Origin of the sequence: Eubacterium sp. AF36-5BH, assembly GCF_003460505.1 — a bacterium.
In the GTDB taxonomy this organism is placed as follows: domain Bacteria; phylum Bacillota; class Clostridia; order Lachnospirales; family Lachnospiraceae; genus Eubacterium_G.
Genome location: NZ_QTVG01000011.1, coordinates 367 through 19,203, shown reverse-complemented (window position 1 = coordinate 19,203; position 18,837 = coordinate 367). Strand labels below are relative to the sequence as shown.

Sequence of the window (18,837 nt, the reverse complement as noted above, 5' to 3'; positions counted from 1 at the left end):
GTAGTATTACTGTTTATAAAAATCTTTATCAATGCTATTATCCCATGAATAATCTACAAGCCTATAACATCCTTTGTATTTCGTTCCATTTTTCTTTCCATACTTGGATGTTTCATTGTAAATCCAATCATAAACACTATCATAGTTCTTGTCATTGTTTTTCACTCCGTTAAGTAATTTCAGTAATTCATCTTCTACCTGGGAGCTTCTAAACTTACCTCTTGTATCATATGATATTCCCCATAAGCATTTGCAATAATTGTGTAAGTCCTGTGTCATTTTTGTCACTGTCTCATATCTGCTGTCAGATGTTGATGTGACTCCCATTGCCTTAAACATTGCATTTGCAATTTGTCCCATATTGTTATACATATCAACAATATTTAGAACATTATCATATAGGTAATCATGAGATTCTTTTGTTCCCATTTTCTGATTTTTATATAAATTCTGTGCAATGTCATACATATTTGTTGTGTAAATATTTTTACCATATACAACTTTTTCTGTACCATCACCCATATCTAATACTGCATATGCTCTAAATGCCCAATTCTGTTCCAATGAAGCATATTTGTAATTAGTATACTTAAATGTTAACGCATAGTATGTATAGTAATCATTGTCCTTAGCAGAAGTCGTGTAGCCTGCCAATTTGCCTCTATCTGTTGTTTCATATTTTGATACATTTGCATTAGATGAAACTGCATCCAAATTCATATTAGATTTTATGTCTGTATTTCCATCATCAATTGCATAAACTGTACCCATTTTCTTAACTTCATACAGTCTGTTATTGATTTTCATTACATTACTTGTTTTTGAAACAACTCTAAATGATGGATTGTATTCAGCTACTCCACCGGCATTCTTATTTGTGTTCATCTGGAAGCCAAGAACTTCTACATTTCCTGTGTTGACTTTTACTTCAAAAGGTATGTATGTGACTTTGTCTCCACTTTGAACTTTCAACAAATAATATGTTGTTGCATAGACAACACTAAACAGTTCTTCTGTTTCAGAGATTATCTGACCTGAATAAGACTGGTCACTTACTTTTTTCTCTGTAAAAGTCAAATCATTTGCATTTTCTGCATATAAAACAGAATCGCTTCCTTCTGAAACATAGACTTTTGTGTTACCTGCTACATAATAATTTGTATCACCGATTATGGATAAGTAGTGTCCATTGTAACCAACTGCATTATATGTATTTGTTCCAATAGATGTTGTTCCTCCTTTTTCTGTTATAGAAGAACCTTCATTGAATGCAGGATAATCTAAAAAGCTGATTGTACCTTTAAGTTTCAAGCCTGAGCCCATCTTTACAGACAATTGTGATTCACCACTAATCTCTCTCCATTTTCCTGTATGATTAACACCTGAATCAATTGAATCATCTGTTGGAATTATCTTAAAGTAGAAATCCTTATATGTATTTCCATCATTTCCACAAACACGAACTACATAGTAGTAAGTTGTGCCTTTTGTAAATCCCTTCGGTAATTCAAACATTGTTGAAGAATTCATTAATGTCTGTCCTTCATAGTAACTATCATATACTGATTTCGAAACTAACGATGTACTATTACCTCTTTGTACAAAAATCTTAGTTGTTGTTCCTGTAAAATATTTTGAACTACCGTTTAATGAAATATAACTGTCATTGTAACCTGTTATTCCATTAATGTCTTCATCAGTATAATAGTAAATTTTTGCATTTGTTTTTCCAAGTGAACCTTCTTCTGAAACAGGTAATATATGCTGGCCTGAAATTAATATCCATCTGTTATCATTGTCATCAGGATATGTAGGTACTTCACCCGGTACTATTTCCTCCGGTTCTTTTTCCGGCTCAATAATAGTGTATTTTACCGAATCTTCTGTTGTCTGTTCACACCATTTTGCCACTACTTTAATGGTATGTGTAGAACCGATTTCATTATATCCTAAGAAGCTATATGAACCTGCCCGTACATCTTGAGCCTTTAATTCACCATCAATGTAAACATCATATAAATATCCATCAGCTTCCTGCTGTGTTGAATTAACCCAGGAGATTGATAACGAACTACCTCTGTTTGTAGCAACTAAACCATTAACCTTTTCAATCTCAGGTATATCTGCTTTAATCTTTATTGGAATAGAAACATATTGTCCCGGATAATTTTGCTCATCCCAATATACTTTCATGTAATAATATTCATTATCTTTTTTTCCACCTAAAGCACTATGAACAGGTATCTGCGCTAACATATTAGGTAGCATAATCTGAATCTTATTGTTTCCATTAATTCCATATCCACTTAAAGAAACATAATTGCTCTCACTCTTATAATAATCTACTGAATTTGTATTTAACAAATCACCTGTACATGCATAATAAGAACCTGTTTCTGTTCCTTCCTCAACATATTTTCCATCTACTGAAGGAATAATCATATCACCGCTACTGTCTAACAAACCTCTTGTAATTAAAACTCTGTTAGCATTTGGATTAATCTTGTTCTGTGTATCCAAATCTACAGAAATATGATTTCCGTTGTAAGCTGCAATATTACTTAATTTAATATCATGCTTATCGTAATAAATTGAACTCTTTACTTCGCGATGAGCTGTGTGGTAATAAACAGGAATTGCTGAATTATCCATATTATTTCCCTGAATTTGTGTCCAGTCTCCAATATCACCATTTTCATCTGTAACTCTGAATGCAACTACTACATAATCACCATTTTTGTTATATAACTTCAATAAGTAGTATGCATTTAAATCAAAGTCATCAACGTTCATGTTGAAGCCGTTTCCGTCTCTGTTAAAGTGTGTTCCTGGTTTTTTAGGTTTTTGAACAGCATTTCCATCTACACCAATACCGTCAATGTCCCAACCTTCAACATCCATTATTGTACAGTTATCCAGGTCATTAATGTTAGACTCAACCTGATTTTTTGTTATTGCTGCCCAATATGGAACTGTACTAATAATATGTCCTGTTGAATCATTCTTAACTTCTGTCATTACAGTGTAGTTTGGATTGAAACCAATTGACATATAGCTAGCATTATATCCAATATCTTTTGTAATGATATTTTTGTAATCCAATGTTCTATTGTTTGTATCTACTACCTTGTATTCTATTCTGGCAGCCTTTGATCCCTGTGCCACTTTAAATTGATATGGTGTATTGCTTCCCACTGTTTCTTTTAAAGTTGTCCAATCCATTGGATTTTGTTCAATTACTGCATTGACAGTATATTCGTAACTGTTATTATTTTCATTAGACTCCTGAATGTATCCAACATCTTTGCCTTCTTCTGTATCCCATCCAGCATCATCTACATTAATAATCAGCTTCTTTGTTCCAGTTTCTTTTGCACACACATTTTTTAATCTGATACTAGCTGTTTTTCCAACATTCAAGCCTAAATAATAACCATCTGACACTACCTGCTCTACACCTTCCTGTCTACAAAGTGTCACATAAATTTTTTTGCCATAATTTTCCTGAGTATCTGTTGTAGCTGATACCTTTGCTGTACCGATATTTTTAACTGTTGCTACTAAATCAAAGTTTACATCAACTTTTACTTTCTCGTTGTTTTCATTTGGTCCCTTTACAGTGCTGACTATCAAATCAACCATAGCTGTTGTACTTGCATAATTATAATAGTTTTCATCTCCTGAAAATTTAACTAACACTTTTACTTGGGACTGATTGTCAAGGCCTTCATTATCTCCAAATGTATAAACATAATTACCATCACTGTCTACTTCATCTTTGCTAATAGTTTTCTTAATTATGTTTCCATCAACAACGTACTGAATCTGGTATGAGTCAACATTTTCATCTGTTGACTGTTTCCATGTTGCCTTGACTGGTCCGTCACCATTATTACTGTCTAATGTAACTGCTCCTTTTGAAATTATCTTAATTGCGACTTCTGTGCAGTTGTTGTTCTCATCACTTTCATCAACTACATAATCTGCGTCAGCGTATCCACCTATATGAATTGTTCCTTCTTTTAAATCACTTTCCTGAACAGTGTAATTAAATGTAACTGTTGGGGTAAACTCAGCTCCCACATTTAACTTTTGTTCAAGGTTGTCGTTCCCCATTGTTCTATATGTAGGATTAACAATATTTGACTCAATTATTTTTCCATCCTTAGTTGGCTTTACAGTCATGTTATTGTTTCCGTTAGGTTTTGCAACCCCTAAGCCAACATTCTTCATAGTTACTGTAATCGGAATAACATCCCCTACTCCATAGGCATTACTTGGAGTTGATACTGATGAAATTATCAAATCTGGCTTTAGGCTTCCCTTAGCATGAACATGTTCATCATCATCTTTTCCTACAGTTGTTACTGTTACTGTTGTTCCTTCAGTGAACTGTTCAAAATCACCTAAACTACACTTGTTATCAGTAACTGTCATTGTTTTTGTTTCATCACCAACAGTATACTCAACGATGTATTTCTTAACATCATCAGATGCAGGCCATGTTGCATATAAATTTCCATCTTCTAAATTGAAAGTTACTTCTTTTAATGAATCATAGAATTTGTATGACTTAGAATATTCGTTATTATCCTCATCATCTCCCTCATCTATAATTCTGTCTGCATCTACAAATGCTCTGTATTTATATATATTTGAGCCATCCTGATTTTCATCAATTTTAACATCAAAAACAACTGTATACTCTTCGCCCGGTTCCAAATATCCAGGACTAGTTCCCTGCTCTGCCTCAGTTGTATTAGCGTAACATATTTTATAACCTAAATCTTTACCGTTATTGCTATCTTCATATAGTCTTACAATAAGATTCTTTCCTGCTACAGGTTTTGCAACTGCATTACCAATATTTTTTATTGTTACACTAAGCTGTAAGTTTTCACCAATATAATGTGTCACTTTTGGAATGCTCATTCCTGTTACAACTAAATCAGGTTTTTTTGTATTTGAAATGATGGCTGTTGTTTCTTTTGAGCTCGTAACTGTGCCATCGTAAATACTCTTTACAACAACCTTATGTTCACCAACTGAATATCCTGATGCTGTTATGTTGTTTACAGTTCCAGGGAACAAGTCCTCAGTCCCTGAATATTTATAAAGTACCCCATCAATTTCTACCTGATATTTATAGGAACCTGCCATTTTGTCAGGTACATTAGATGACCATGATATAAATAAATCGCCCTTAGCATCATCACTTGCAACATTTGTACCTGTTGCCTTTAAATCTGTAATTCCATATACAGTATTAATGTTAGCATCTGAGAATGTAAGAGTTTTATTAGTTGCATTTTTAAAATCAAGTAAACCTAAGCCAAACAATAAATCATATGAATCATTTGTTGAGTTAAATGAAAGTGAATAATTAAGCACTGCACTTCCATCTTTTGCCCTTTCAAATGTATATTCTTTTTCTTCATAAATATCATTTGAATATGCTCCATTTACATACTCTTCAGGACAACATTTTATCTTTATAGTCTCGCCTATTAACTCTTTTGGTCCATATATCTTAAAAGATAAATTCTGTAACTCGCCCTTTGTTGCTGCTTCATTATAAATTGCAGCTTTGATAGTCCATGCCTGATCACTTCCTGTATGTTTGCCCATATTGTTAAAAGTCAAATTAGCCTGTCCACCATTTGTGTAATCTACTTTTACATCTGCCCCTGTTGATATGTCTGAATTTACACCTTCGCATATAGTGAAATTCCACTTGCTGTCAACTCCCGTATCATTCCACAAATTTGTCTCTCTTCCGAAAATGTAATTTACATACAATGTGAATGAATTTGAACCCATTACTCTTGTTGAATCAACATCTGATAGAGTCTCTTTGATTTCGTCTCCATTTTTGATTGCCACAACTGCTGTTGTATGTTTTCCAACTGTAGTTGCCTGTCCGTTGTTATTTGTTGCCTTTGCAAAAGCATAAGCAGGAACTGATATTGATGTTGTATTCTCGTCATCTGTTGTTATGTATAATTTTCCATCAGCATATATAGCATATTTAATTGCACCATCAACCTTATCCCATGTTATATTCTCATCACGATATTTTTCCCATTGATTGTCTGTGAATGTAACTTTTATAGCTGATGCCTTTGCTCTTTTCAAATATATAATAGCCTTATCCGTTTTATTAGCGGCTACAACTTCCAGTTTATGAACATTATAGTCATCTACATCTGTTTTTAAGACGCTAACAAATGCTCCTTCTGTAATAGTATAATCCTTATTATCTAATTTTACTGAAGTAAATTTAGCACCTAAATTGTATGCAATATAAAGTGTTGTATCGAGTACCTTTTTAGCTTTATTGTCATACGCTGTGCTATACTCTGATGGAATATAATACTTGTACTCTCCATCTGAGCCTTCAAAATCAATCCAGTTTGCATCACCCGGCACATCAATTTCACCTGCTGTTGTTGTTTCAGTTGGTGCTACTGTAGATGAATCTGTTTCAACCGGATCTTTACCACCCGTGGATTCGACTGTAGCCGTAACTGCGTCTGATTCATAACCATTTAGTGTAGCTATTAATTTTACCGTATGAGTTCCATTAGTTACTTCATAAGTATATCTTCCTGCCGCTACACCTGTTGATACTAATACGTCATCTATATATACGTTATATTTCTGACCATTACTAATCATGTCTCCATTTTGTCCCCATTCTACAGCAATATTGCCCCTACCATCGGCTGTTGCTAATAAGCCGATTGGGGTAATAGGCTTTGATGTCGAGCCTACAACCTTAACTAGGAATGTTCCTAAATTATTTCCTTCTACGGTAATGGTATGGTATGAGATTTCTCCTTTCTTCGAATCCAACAAAGAGTCCTTAATAAATACACAATCATTTTTTACATAAACCAACTTATTAACAGATGCATTTATAATATCCATATATCTAACACCATCAATAATAATTCCTGTTGGTGTACCACCGTCTTTAGCAACAAAGCCGAAAATACTTTGTGCTTTCATATTATCAGAAATCTTTCCCCATGCCTGAACTGTATTTGCTCCATAATAACCACACATGGTTTCACGTTCTGCCATCATGACTTTTTTAGCTTTTGTCATATAAATTGTTGCGCCACTGCTTGACTTATTTTCATTTACAATTTCCCAATCATCATCAGCAATGCTATCCGGATTAATTTTTTCCTGGGTTGCATCTTCAACTTCATCAACAAACTCTTCGGCTGTCTTTTCGCTATCACTTCCATAAACGCTAAAATCAAATATTGCCACAGGATAGCCTGTACTTCTCTTTGTTGGCACTATTCTGATATATTTAGCTTCTACTGAATCTCTTAAAATTATTTTATCTGTTCTTGCTCCTGTTAATCCGGAAAACTCAGCAACTTTATTATAGATTTTACCATCTGTTGAAACTTCTATCTCATAATCTGCAGCACTTGCTGTCTGCCACTTAATCAAAAGTTCCTTTACGTTATATGTATTTCCTAATTTAAGTTTAAAGTTATCACTTGTATTATCCAATGGTTCCCATTTTGTATCTGACTGGGTATCAATGGCATTTGATGGAATGTCCCCTGCAATTGGTGAGTAAGCAATTGCTCTTGCTCCTGCATATCTTACATAATTATTAAGACCGTCAACAGAATCTTTTCCTACACCGTTACTGTTTAAATCATCGTCGCCACTAATTCTATAATAAGCTGCATCTTCGTCACCTATATTAAACTGACTCATAATCCATGTGTTTCTATTTTTGAGCCATGTTTTATACTCTGTAATATACTCTTCATATGTATCATACATTACACCTGAACCATAAGAGCCTACACTTTTAAGTTCATCTCCTGTAAAAGTTTTTCCACCTGTTCCATCTAATGATCCATTAATTCCATATAACCATGAATATCCCCATCCTACATTTCTGTCATCATCCGTTGTTGCTCTTTTATAGTTATATGCTTTTTCATAATTTGTCTTAACGGATTTAGAGATTTCATTTACGACTGTGTCAACTTCTCCATTATCAGCATATAATGATTTAATCTTTGGTAATAGTTCTTTGTATCTTGCCACAACCTTATTATAGAAATTTTTATTCTTCATTAATACTTCGAACCACTTAAATGCATTCTGACTTCTAAAACCCTGTGCACTCTCATGTTCATCAATATTTCCGCTTGATAAATCAAGATCCCACAATGGACCTGCGTATAATTTTCCATTTTTAATATAGAAACGTGTAGAACTAAAACCTATATCCTTTGTCATGAAATATTCTGATGTAATGTAGAAATCTACAAAAGAATCTACGTCAATGAATTTTTTCATATCTTCAAACTGTGCATCAGATGTTTCGTATGATGTACTGTTAATTACAGTTTCAAATCCTTCTAAGTATGATTTAATATCATTTACAAATTGTGGCTTAACAGCATCTGCACTATTACCTGTTAAACTAGGATTTAATTTATTTCCCGCAATGTCTGTAGAACATACCGGATCATTTAAGCCAAACTGCTGTCCAAGTACACTTGTTTTAAAATAATATGCGTCTGTGTCTAATCTGCTATCATTAGCTAATTCAAGTAAAGCATCATACAGTTTATATTCTGTTCCATTAATAGTAACTGTTGTTGGTGTACTATCTGCCTTTACATCATCAGTAGTTTTGTCATAGTAACTTGTATCAATATTAACTCTGTCTGCTCCTACTTCCACTGACTCTGTTAAAAGGTATGTTCCCAAGTATTTTCCGTCCACGTATAAATCAACATTTTTACAATTGCTTGTGAATGCCTTACTTACATTGTTTTCAAATGGTGTCTGTGTACTCTCTAAATATCTCTGGAAATTAAGTCCCATGTAATTTCTTATCATGGTTTTATCAAAAATATTTGCAAGCAGACTCCATTTCTTTGCTGTACCCATACCAAATGGATTAATTGAAGAGTCAAACTTTAAGTTATACGCTTTCTTGTCAGCTAAAGATGTTGAATTACCTCTAACATTTACAGTTCCTGAATTTGAAACTTCTGTTGTACTTCCGTCTGCTCCTTTTATCATTAAAGAGGCATTCACTTTTGTCTTTGTAGTATCTGTGTATAAATTAATATCTTTTGTTTTTGTATCTCTTGATGAGTTTATAAAAATCTGCGGGATTCCGTTATCGTATGCTGTTGTTTTTCCTCTATATGTAAATGTTGTTTCACTTGAAGCCGGTGATGTTACAATAGTATCACCTTTCTTATAAACAGCATTCATTGTTACAGTATACTCTGTACCTTCTGTTAAATTAAGGCTACTTAAGTCAACACTGCTTCCCGATGATGCAATGTTTTCTATTGTCTGTCCATTGATAGTTAATGTGTATGTATATGTTGCCCCATCTTCAACAGTAACAGCATTTGGATCTGTAAAGCTTACCTTATATCCTCCATCAACTTCTGAATAGTTGTATACATATGCTTTAGTTAAAGCCTGTAGTGTAATTGAAGGTTCCGGTTCTGTTGTGGTTGTTTCTGTTGTGGTTTCTTCCTTAATATCTTCTTTGTTTCCTGTATAGAAATAATACACAACATCATGTGTGCCATACACAAATCGTAATGAATAATATGTGTTAGCCTTTAAATTTACGTCAGTCAAACCAAGTCCTATGTTATATCTTGTATTATCATGGTCTTTCATTCCTGCAAACACAATTTCTCCTGTTGTTGTCTGCCCCTCGTTTAAATAAATTTTTGCATTATCTGCACCTGTAAGTCCTTCCGGATACACATGCAAATAATGGTGACCGTAAGCTTCTATGGCACTACTTTCTGCGCCCTTTGCCACCTTATAATTTAAAGTCATAGGAGTATTACTGGATTGATACGACATATTTGAAATTGTAGTCCATCCACTACCATCATTCTCCGCACTAACATTTTTCGGAGTAAAATTAATACTTGTAACCACCATAGCCATAGCAAGTATCATTGAAATTAATTTTTTCATCTGTCTCTTCATTTCCCTTTTCTCCCTTTCTTTTTTATAAACAGTATTTACTCTTAATTAACGTCGTTTTTCACTAAACTACTTATTTTTTCTTTATATTATTAGGTCAATTCTAAAAAAAGGTAAACTAACCCATCATTGTTTTATCATTTTTTAAGTATAACATTATGCATATTTTGTTTCAACGAAAAAACTTTTTTTCTATATTCTGCATAACCACCAAAGCTTTTTTTGTGCATTATGCTTATATAACGTTTGCATTTTTATTACTTTTTTAGTATATTGTTATTGTTTTTTATTATTTTAAGAAAGAGGGCGAAAAATGCATAAAACAATTTTTATACATTTTCTGCCCTCTTTTTGGAATTTTGGTATTATTTATTTTATTAAGAATTATTTAAACTTAACTTTTTTAGGCTTGCTCCACTTGCCGTAGACTTTCTTGCCGTTTGCAATCTTAACTGCTCTTGCCTTAACATAATACTTCTTAGATTTCTTAAGTTTCTTAATGTTAATGCTGAAGTTTGCCTTCTTAACAAGTTTAGTAATAGTTACCTTCTTCTTGCCCTTGCAGTTCTTCTTGATTGAAACTTTAACCTGGTAAGCTGTAGCGCCTGCTACCTTGTTAAGTTTAATCTTAACCTTCTTAGATTTCTTACTCTTAGTAGCTTTCTTAATCTTAACCTTCTTAAGAGTAACCTTTGTACCAGATTTTGTTGTAGTACCAGGCTTTGTTGTAGTTCCTGGCTTTGTTGTTGTGCCTGATGTTGTTGTTTCACCTGGTTTTGTTGTACCACTTGGCGTTGTTTCTCTTGGCTTTGTTGTCTCGCCAGGTCTTGTAAAGTCATTATCGTCTTCGTCATCATCATTTACACTCTTTGTAGTTGGTGCTGACTTAACAACGATTGCCTCTGAGATACCTTTTGATTCAATACTATTCTTAATAGCTGTAACAACAACTTCGTGTGAACCACCTTTTACTCTTTCAATTGTATATGTACCAGGTTTAACATTAATCTGTTTTGCCTTTCCATCTACCTTTACATTGTATAGCTGTTCTGTATCACCTGTAAACGAAACAGTAATCTTGTTAAATTCATCTGATGTTACTACAAGACCTTCTGCTTCAGTTGGCATAAACACGCTAGTACCCATTAATGCAATTTCAGAAATCTGATATCCCCAAGTTACATTGCCGTCTGTAAGTTCAATCTTAACAAACTTAACAGTGTCCTTTGTATACTTGTCCATATCAAGTTTAACTTCTGTTGCACTCTTATAGGCTACACCTGACTTGTCAGCCATCAACTGATAATTCTGTCCATCATCTGATAAGTAAATCTTAAATGCTGTCGCATTTGTATTGTTAGCCTTAAATGCAATTAATAATTCCTCAACTAAACTCTTATCAACAGGAGCTGTAAGTTCAAGTGTTACTGTTGCCTCTTTCTTTCCGTATGTTGTCTGTACTGTTTTATCGTTTTCAGTTGAAATAGTACCATCAACTAATATCTTAGTATCCTTGCTGCCTTCAGTACCATCATTAATATCCTCAACTGTTACTGTTGCATTGCCCTTAGTTAAGTTTCTAACAGTACTAATATAATCAACTAATGAACCATCATCCACTTCAATTGTCTTAGTAATACCCTTAGACATAAGACCATTGCCGTAAGCTACGACCTTAACGGTATGAGTTCCTTTTTCAACTTCACTAATTACGCCTTCGCCGGCATCAATTAGACCAGTAACGCTCTTGCCATCAAGGAATACTCTATACTTAAAGTCTTTCTGATTATCACCTGCTACAATATTGTATTCAATTTCACTGAACTTGTTTGATGTTACTGTAAAATCAGCAGTCTCATCGCAGTTGTCAACCTCAATAGGCTCTGCATTCTGCTCTGTACTAAGTACAGCAATTTCTCTTACCTGATATCCCCAATTATTTGCATCTGGGTAGAATATTCTGACAAATCTAACATTGCCTTCAACACCAGTCATGCTCTGTTCATCAATAAGATTATTCTCCTTTGCCTTTGCTAAATCCGAACCTGGAACTGACTTAACATTTCTAAAGTCAACACCGTTAATTGAATACTGAATCTTATATCCCTTAGAAGGAAGTGTTCCATCATTATTTGTATGATACTTAATAACTATTCTGTCTAATTTAGCTGCATCATATGTATCGCCTAAATCAATTTCAAAATATGTATTAGCTGTTTCAAATTTAGGTGAAATATAATTTCCTTCAAATGAACCGTCTGTTATATCTTTTTCAGTACCACCTTCATTCTGTCTGCTTGGGTAAACATTTACTGTTTTGCCTAATGCCTTGTTGTACTTCTTATTAACTGCCATTTCTGCATTACTTGCTGCAGGTCCTACTGTTAATTTACATTCTGCTGTAAATGTTCCAACCTTAACAGTAATAGTTGCCTCACCTTCACCTTTGGCTGTTACTGTACCATTTTCATTAACTACGGCTATCTTGTCATTTGATGAGCTCCATTCAGGAGTTATTTCATCAGTTGTATTTTCAGGATTAATTGCTAATTCCAATGTTTCTGAAGACTTGTTCTTCATTTCAAAGGTTTCAGGAATGCTAATAGACTTAACATGTATAGGTTTTGTTACAATTACCTTACATTCTGCCTTGCTTCCTCCAGGTAATGTTGCATAAATAGCAGTTTCACCAACACCTTTACCTGATACAAGTCCTGTCTGATCTACTGTTGCAACTTTTGTATTGCTACTTGACCATGTTACTTTTTCATTTGATATTGCTGAAAGCTGAACTGATCTGTCACTTGCAATTCTTGCTTCTTTTCTATTAATTGTAACTGTTCCACTAATAATAATATCTGATTCTGTTGTATCTGATAAAATCATTCCTTTTCTATATGTAACAGCTTTAACAATTATAGTTCCATCAACTTCAAATGGAGCTGTGTATGTTGGAGAATCTTCTGTAGGTGTAGTACCATCTGTTGTGTACTTGATTTCTGCACCCTTAACTACAGTTGATAATGTTACCTTCTGTTTTCCATCATATACACCACTAACCGGTGAAATTACAGGTGATGTTGCTTTCACGGCACCGTATACTTCAAATTCAAAAATTGAATATCCGTAAGCTGTACCTCTTGCAAGACCCTTCATTCTTACATACTTAGCTTTTGTTGCTGGGAAGTTAGTTGTAACCGTGCCGACTTTACCGCTTTGTGTCGCAACTGTTGTCCATTCTTTTCCATCAAGAGAAACCTGAATTTCATATTTTTCAGCGTATGCTGCTTCCCATGTAATAACAGCCTGGTTAATAACTTTTGTAGGACCTAAATCAAGTTGAAGATATTCATCATCATTATCTTTTGATTTCCATCTTGTGCTACCATTTCCATCAATTGCATTTGCGGCAACATTTGCACCATCTTCTGAAGAAGCTGTTGCTGTTGCTTCAATTGACAAGTTATCGCTACCCTGAACTATATCTCCATCAATCTTCAATACTGCTGCTGCATAAGATGAATCAATACATCCATCTTCAACTGCAACTGCCTTAATTGTTGTATCACTTGATACTAAAATCTTACCTGTATATTTCTTTGAGTCTTTTGTTGGAGCTGAACCATCTGTTGTATAGTAGATTGTTGCGCCTTCTTCTGCTGAAAGTTCTACTAACTGTGTATCAGAAAATTCTGTTGTTCCGTTTACATCATCTGTTACAACACCATCTTTAAGAGCTGTTGCTGTAATTGTAGGTTTCTTAACCTGTTTGTATGCGAAGTAATTTTCTGTATCAATCTTAAAGCTTACAGTTGAGTTTGCTTCAATTCTTGCTTTACCAACTAATGTTCCATCTGCCTTCTTAATCTGTACTACTTTTCTTCCTGATGTTGGGTTCCAAACTTCTGCCGTGTATTTTCCATCTTTTACATAAACAGAACCCTGAATATTACCAACTACCATATAGTCATTTGTTCTATGACCAATTTCGTCCATTGCTGAAACAAACCAAAGTGTATTTGCTCTATCTTCTACCTGAACCTTACTTACATTCTTTTCAAACAAGTTATATGCACTTGTTGCATCTGTCTGTGATAAGAATGGCCATGTAATATGCTGCCAACCTGTATCAGGTGTTGCATAAGTATCAGGGTTATGCCATGCGGCATCCTCTGTCTTACCTTCTGCTACATATTTTTCATGCAACTTTCTTTCGATTTCAATGGCATAATTTGTATCATCCCATAATCCCTGGTATACTTTTTTACATTTTTCCTGATTCATACCATAGTTTGTAAGGTACTCAGAAATTGGCAACCACTGAATTCCGTATACATATAATGGTTCTCCACCAAAATATGTACCATAACCCATTGATGCACCGTAAATCTGACCTGTTCCCTGGAATGGGTAATCATATACTTTATCAGCATCTCTGTCAGGATGATCCCCTAACCAGTTTGTTTCATCATAATCGAACCAATACTGTTCTACCGCATCCATTTCTGTTGTGAATCCGTATGCACCTGCATCAATCCACTTCTGCTGCTGAGTTGCTTCACCCCATAGGTACATACCAACCCAACTGAATAATGCTTCTGAAGCTGATTCCTGGTTATTACCTGAATCGCTGTCAGCGTATCCACCAGCCCAAGAATGTCCTGAATACTGGTCAAATGATCTGAACTTACAGAACATGTTTCCATCATCTTCAGGTTCTTCAGGATCTGCATAGTCCCTAACCATAAGTTCAATCATATCTTTATAATCATTGTAAAATTCTTTGTCGTATGTTGCTAATACTGTTGCACCAAACATAAAATACCCATATGTAAAGTGGTGGTCACAGATAGCTGCGTTAGCACCGAAAGAACTGTCTGGATAATATAATGTTCCCCAATCCTTATTGTAGATAAAGTAACATCTATCATCCCCACCATCATAGTTGAACCAGTCTTCCATGATGCTCTTTAATTTTGATAATAATTTTTCTTTAATTTCTGTTTCACCTAACTGATCAGCCATAAGAACACTGATTGCAAGTGGGTGAACGTTTTTACCTTCCCAGTAGGCATCTGATACAGGAGCTGTATCCATCTTTGATGCTACTACCTGATTTAAGTAATCTTTCATTTCATTGCTATCAAACATCTTGCTGTTTGATTTTGCGAATGTAGGTAATAAACCTGAGAACTGCTGTGTTGTTGAATATTCATTAGCCCAGACTGACTTCATATCACCTCTGATTGAAGGATATGTTGTGAAAGTCTTATCGCCCTCAACATCTGCGCTATGTTTCCACTGATGTGGGAATAAGCAATGCATCGTTACATTTGAGAAACCTTCTCTCATTAACTTTGTAGTTGCTTTGTAATTTGTAATAATCTTTGAATTATCTTTGTTATATGAATAAGTTACTAATGTATCTGTTACAAAAGCATATCCATGCTGATAGTAAGTTTCGATATCATCTTTACTGTTCATACCTGCTAATGATAAATAATTCTGGTCTACTGATGGGAATGTAATCTTAATCTTATAATTTCCACCTGCAATCATAACCTTGAATTCTGTTCCTTCAGGAACATTTAATTCGTAGTATGTACCCTCATTAACTGCCTTTGTGTTTTCATCATCAAATGTTTTGAATCCAATATGGTCTGTTACAACAGTATCACCTTTTTTAGCTAATATCTGTTCGCCTTTTCCATTAAAGAATTCTGTAATAGATTCACCGCTTAAGTATGCAACAGTATCCTTATTGAATTCATTGAAGATATATGGTGAACCTTTAACAACTGTTGATTTCATCTTAAGACCATCTTCATCCATAAGACCTAATTCTACAGAATAATCACCATAATTTTCAACTCTGTCGTATGCAGATGTTGTTTCAAGTGTTTCAGGTACTAAATAAAAATCTCTTGATGTTTCTGTACTCTGGTCAGTACCTAATGTTGTTTCAGTTCTTTCTGGAACCCATCCTGCTGTTGCAAGTAAAACACCAAGACCTTTCTTTGAGAATGAAGCCTTAAGTGGTGTAGCACAAAGTAAGTTACTAAATGTCTGCACCATTGCTGATGACCACCAACTGTTTGAGTCAATAGGTGTTTTAATATTCTTTTCATTAATGAATGTTGGAAGTTTGTTCTTTTCGTTATACATTTCTCCTGAAACATATGAACCGCTTCCTGCTTTTAAAATTTGTCTTGTTGGAAGTTCTGGGATTTCTTCATTTGCCTTGCTATCCCCTTCCTTATATGAATATACTGATAATTCTCTGATACCCATACCACTACCACTTTCTACTTTTGTGTAACCTAATACTTTTACATATCTTACACCTGTCTGATATAAAGTGAAATTATCTGTAGCGTTAGCATATCCCTTAAGTACACGATGAACAGTTGTCCATGTTTTGTTATCACTTGAAACTAATACATCATAAATCTTACCGGCGTCAGAAGTCCAATCTACAACAATTCTTCCTACTGTATATGCCTGTCCCAAGTCAACTGTCAACCACTGGTTATCTCCCTGATATGATGTAAATGAAGTTGAAGTATTTCCGTCAACTGCGTTTTCAGGCTTAACATTATTGTAAGCATCAGGCTTAATATTTCCCTGATCATCCTTCATCCACCATTCATCTCTTGTACCTGAGCATGTTACTGTTTTATTTAATGCAAGATTTTCGCCATAGTTTACAGGTCTCTTTGCTGAACCACCTGTACCCCATACCTGGAATTCGTATAATGAACTACCATAAGCTGTAGCTCTCTTTGTTACAAGAACTCTTACATATCTTGCCTTTGTACTACTTAATTCTTCTTTTGAAATTGTCTGTTTAAGTTTTGCAGTTTCGTCAATTTCTACACCATTATTACCTTTGCCGTCTGCCTTAACTTCTACTGTACATTTTGCACTACCTACTAGTTGTTCTGGGTTATCTTTATTGTAAGCTCTAACCTCAAGTTCATGTGTGCCTTCTGTCAAACCAAGATTTCCGCCATCCTGACCAATTTTATCAAATTTAAAATTGTCAGGTGCCTGTACTATCTTGTCACCTTCGTAAACACTGTATACAGCATTTTCAACAGGTGTCCATTTTGCACTTACTTCATATAGATTTTTTTCTGTATTAAACTTGTTTACTTCATATGAGAAAGCCATATTTACAAAAGCTCCCGGCTTGTTTCCTTTCTCATAAATTGTTGTCCAGTCATCTTCATTATTTGAAATCTGGATCTGATAATACTTTGCATACGCTGCTTCCCAACGTAAATAAATGTGGTCTATATCTGCCTCTTTTCCAAGGTCAACATATAACCATTCATTTGTGTCGTCCTGCTTAGCCTGCCAACGTGTGCTTTCATCGTTGTCGACTGCAAGTTCTGCCGCAGAACCACTTCCGGTTTGTGAACTAGCATAAGCCGGTCTACCATTTGAAAGATTGTATGGTGTATTATCTTCTGCGTCTGCAGCCTTGATACTGATTAACTTGCCCTGTGGACAAATTGTTACAACCATAGCTAAAGTGAGCATTATAGCTGTGATTTTTTTCAATACTTTTGACATCTTAATTCCTCCCTTAAATAATCTTGCACCCTTAAATTATATCTTTTAAATTACCCTTAAAACAAGCGAAAAAACGTTTTTTTGAGTTTTTAGTTGTTTTTACTTTTTTCTATTCCACAAACCCTTTATTTAATAGATTTTCATACAATTTCTTTATGTATTTTTTACAGTCAACGATTTTTCGATAAAAATGTTTTTATTCGTTTTTATGTTTTTTTCATAATAAAACAGAAAATGCGCTACGTGACACTTATCTTCACGTAACGCATTCCTCACTTAAATTAATAAGAAAAAGTATGTTTTTTTACTACGACTCATAATAATTATTTCAATTTAATTCTCTTCGCTTTCGTCCAAGCTCCATAAATCTTCTTTCCGTTGATACCTTTAACAAAAGCTCTTGCCTTGATGTAATATTTTTTCCCTGCTTTCATTTTTTTTAATTTTATCTTTGTTGTTTTGTAAGTTTTTGTTTTACATTTTTTCATAGATTTCTTTATTGAATATCTGATTTGATATTCAACATTTTTTCTTATAATCTTTTTTACTTTGCTATTTGAAAGAACAATCTTCGCTGTCTTAGATTTTTTCTTCTTTGTCGCAGACTTAATGGAAATTTTTAAATCTTTCTTTTTTATTGTTATTGCAACAACGCCTGGATCATCAATGGTTATATCTCCTGGTTTATTGTTGTCATCAGGCTGTCCCCATGGATTATATACAACGTCGCCGTCAAAATCGTCTGCTTCTCTTACACTAGCTGTAGTAACACATGTGAATGTGCCTACCAACAATGTAAGCGTCAATATGTATATAAAAAATTTCTTTGAAAATTCTTTCATGTTCTCTCCTTTACTTTCTCACTATCTTTATTTTCTTAGGCTTGCTCCACTTGCTATAATATTTTCTATTTTTTACTACCTTAATAGCTCTAATTCTAACATAGAGTTTTTTCCAGTTCTTGAGCTTCTTATCTTTTAATACAAATTTTATTGTTTTTGAGTTTTTGCTATTTGCTATTTTACTAATTATTTTTTTGCTATTTGTTGTTTTACTATTTACTTTGCCATTTATTTTTTTGCTTATTTTCTTACTGTTTACTTTTTTGTTAATTATTTTCTTTTTGAACTTTTTGTTTACTGAAATCTGAATCTGGTACTTTTGTGCACTGCTAACTTTCTTAAACTTCAAATAAACCTTTTTTGAGTTTTTCTTCTTAGTTGCTTTTTTTACTTTGGTAGACTT

Annotated in this window: 3 protein-coding genes and 1 pseudogene; all 4 read right to left on the bottom strand. The window is 34.0% G+C overall.

All coding sequences use genetic code 11. From position 1 onward, the window contains the following. Positions 1 to 6: 6 nt before the first annotated feature. Positions 7 to 10,017 (bottom strand): CotH kinase family protein, encoded by a 10,011-nt coding sequence (locus tag DW006_RS10700; RefSeq protein WP_118000495.1) that lies wholly within the window; start codon positions 10,015 to 10,017, stop codon positions 7 to 9. A gap of 381 nt (positions 10,018 to 10,398) precedes the next feature. Next, a complete protein-coding gene (locus DW006_RS10695; protein WP_118000493.1) occupies positions 10,399 to 17,592 on the bottom strand; it encodes a discoidin domain-containing protein in 7,194 nt (2,397 codons plus the stop codon). 323 nt (positions 17,593 to 17,915) lie between these two features. Next, a complete protein-coding gene (locus tag DW006_RS10690) occupies positions 17,916 to 18,434 on the bottom strand; it encodes a hypothetical protein (protein ID WP_118000491.1) in 519 nt (172 codons plus the stop codon). Positions 18,435 to 18,444: 10 nt separating this feature from the next. Continuing rightward, a pseudogene (locus DW006_RS10685) lies at positions 18,445 to 18,837 on the bottom strand (hypothetical protein); the annotation flags it as partial.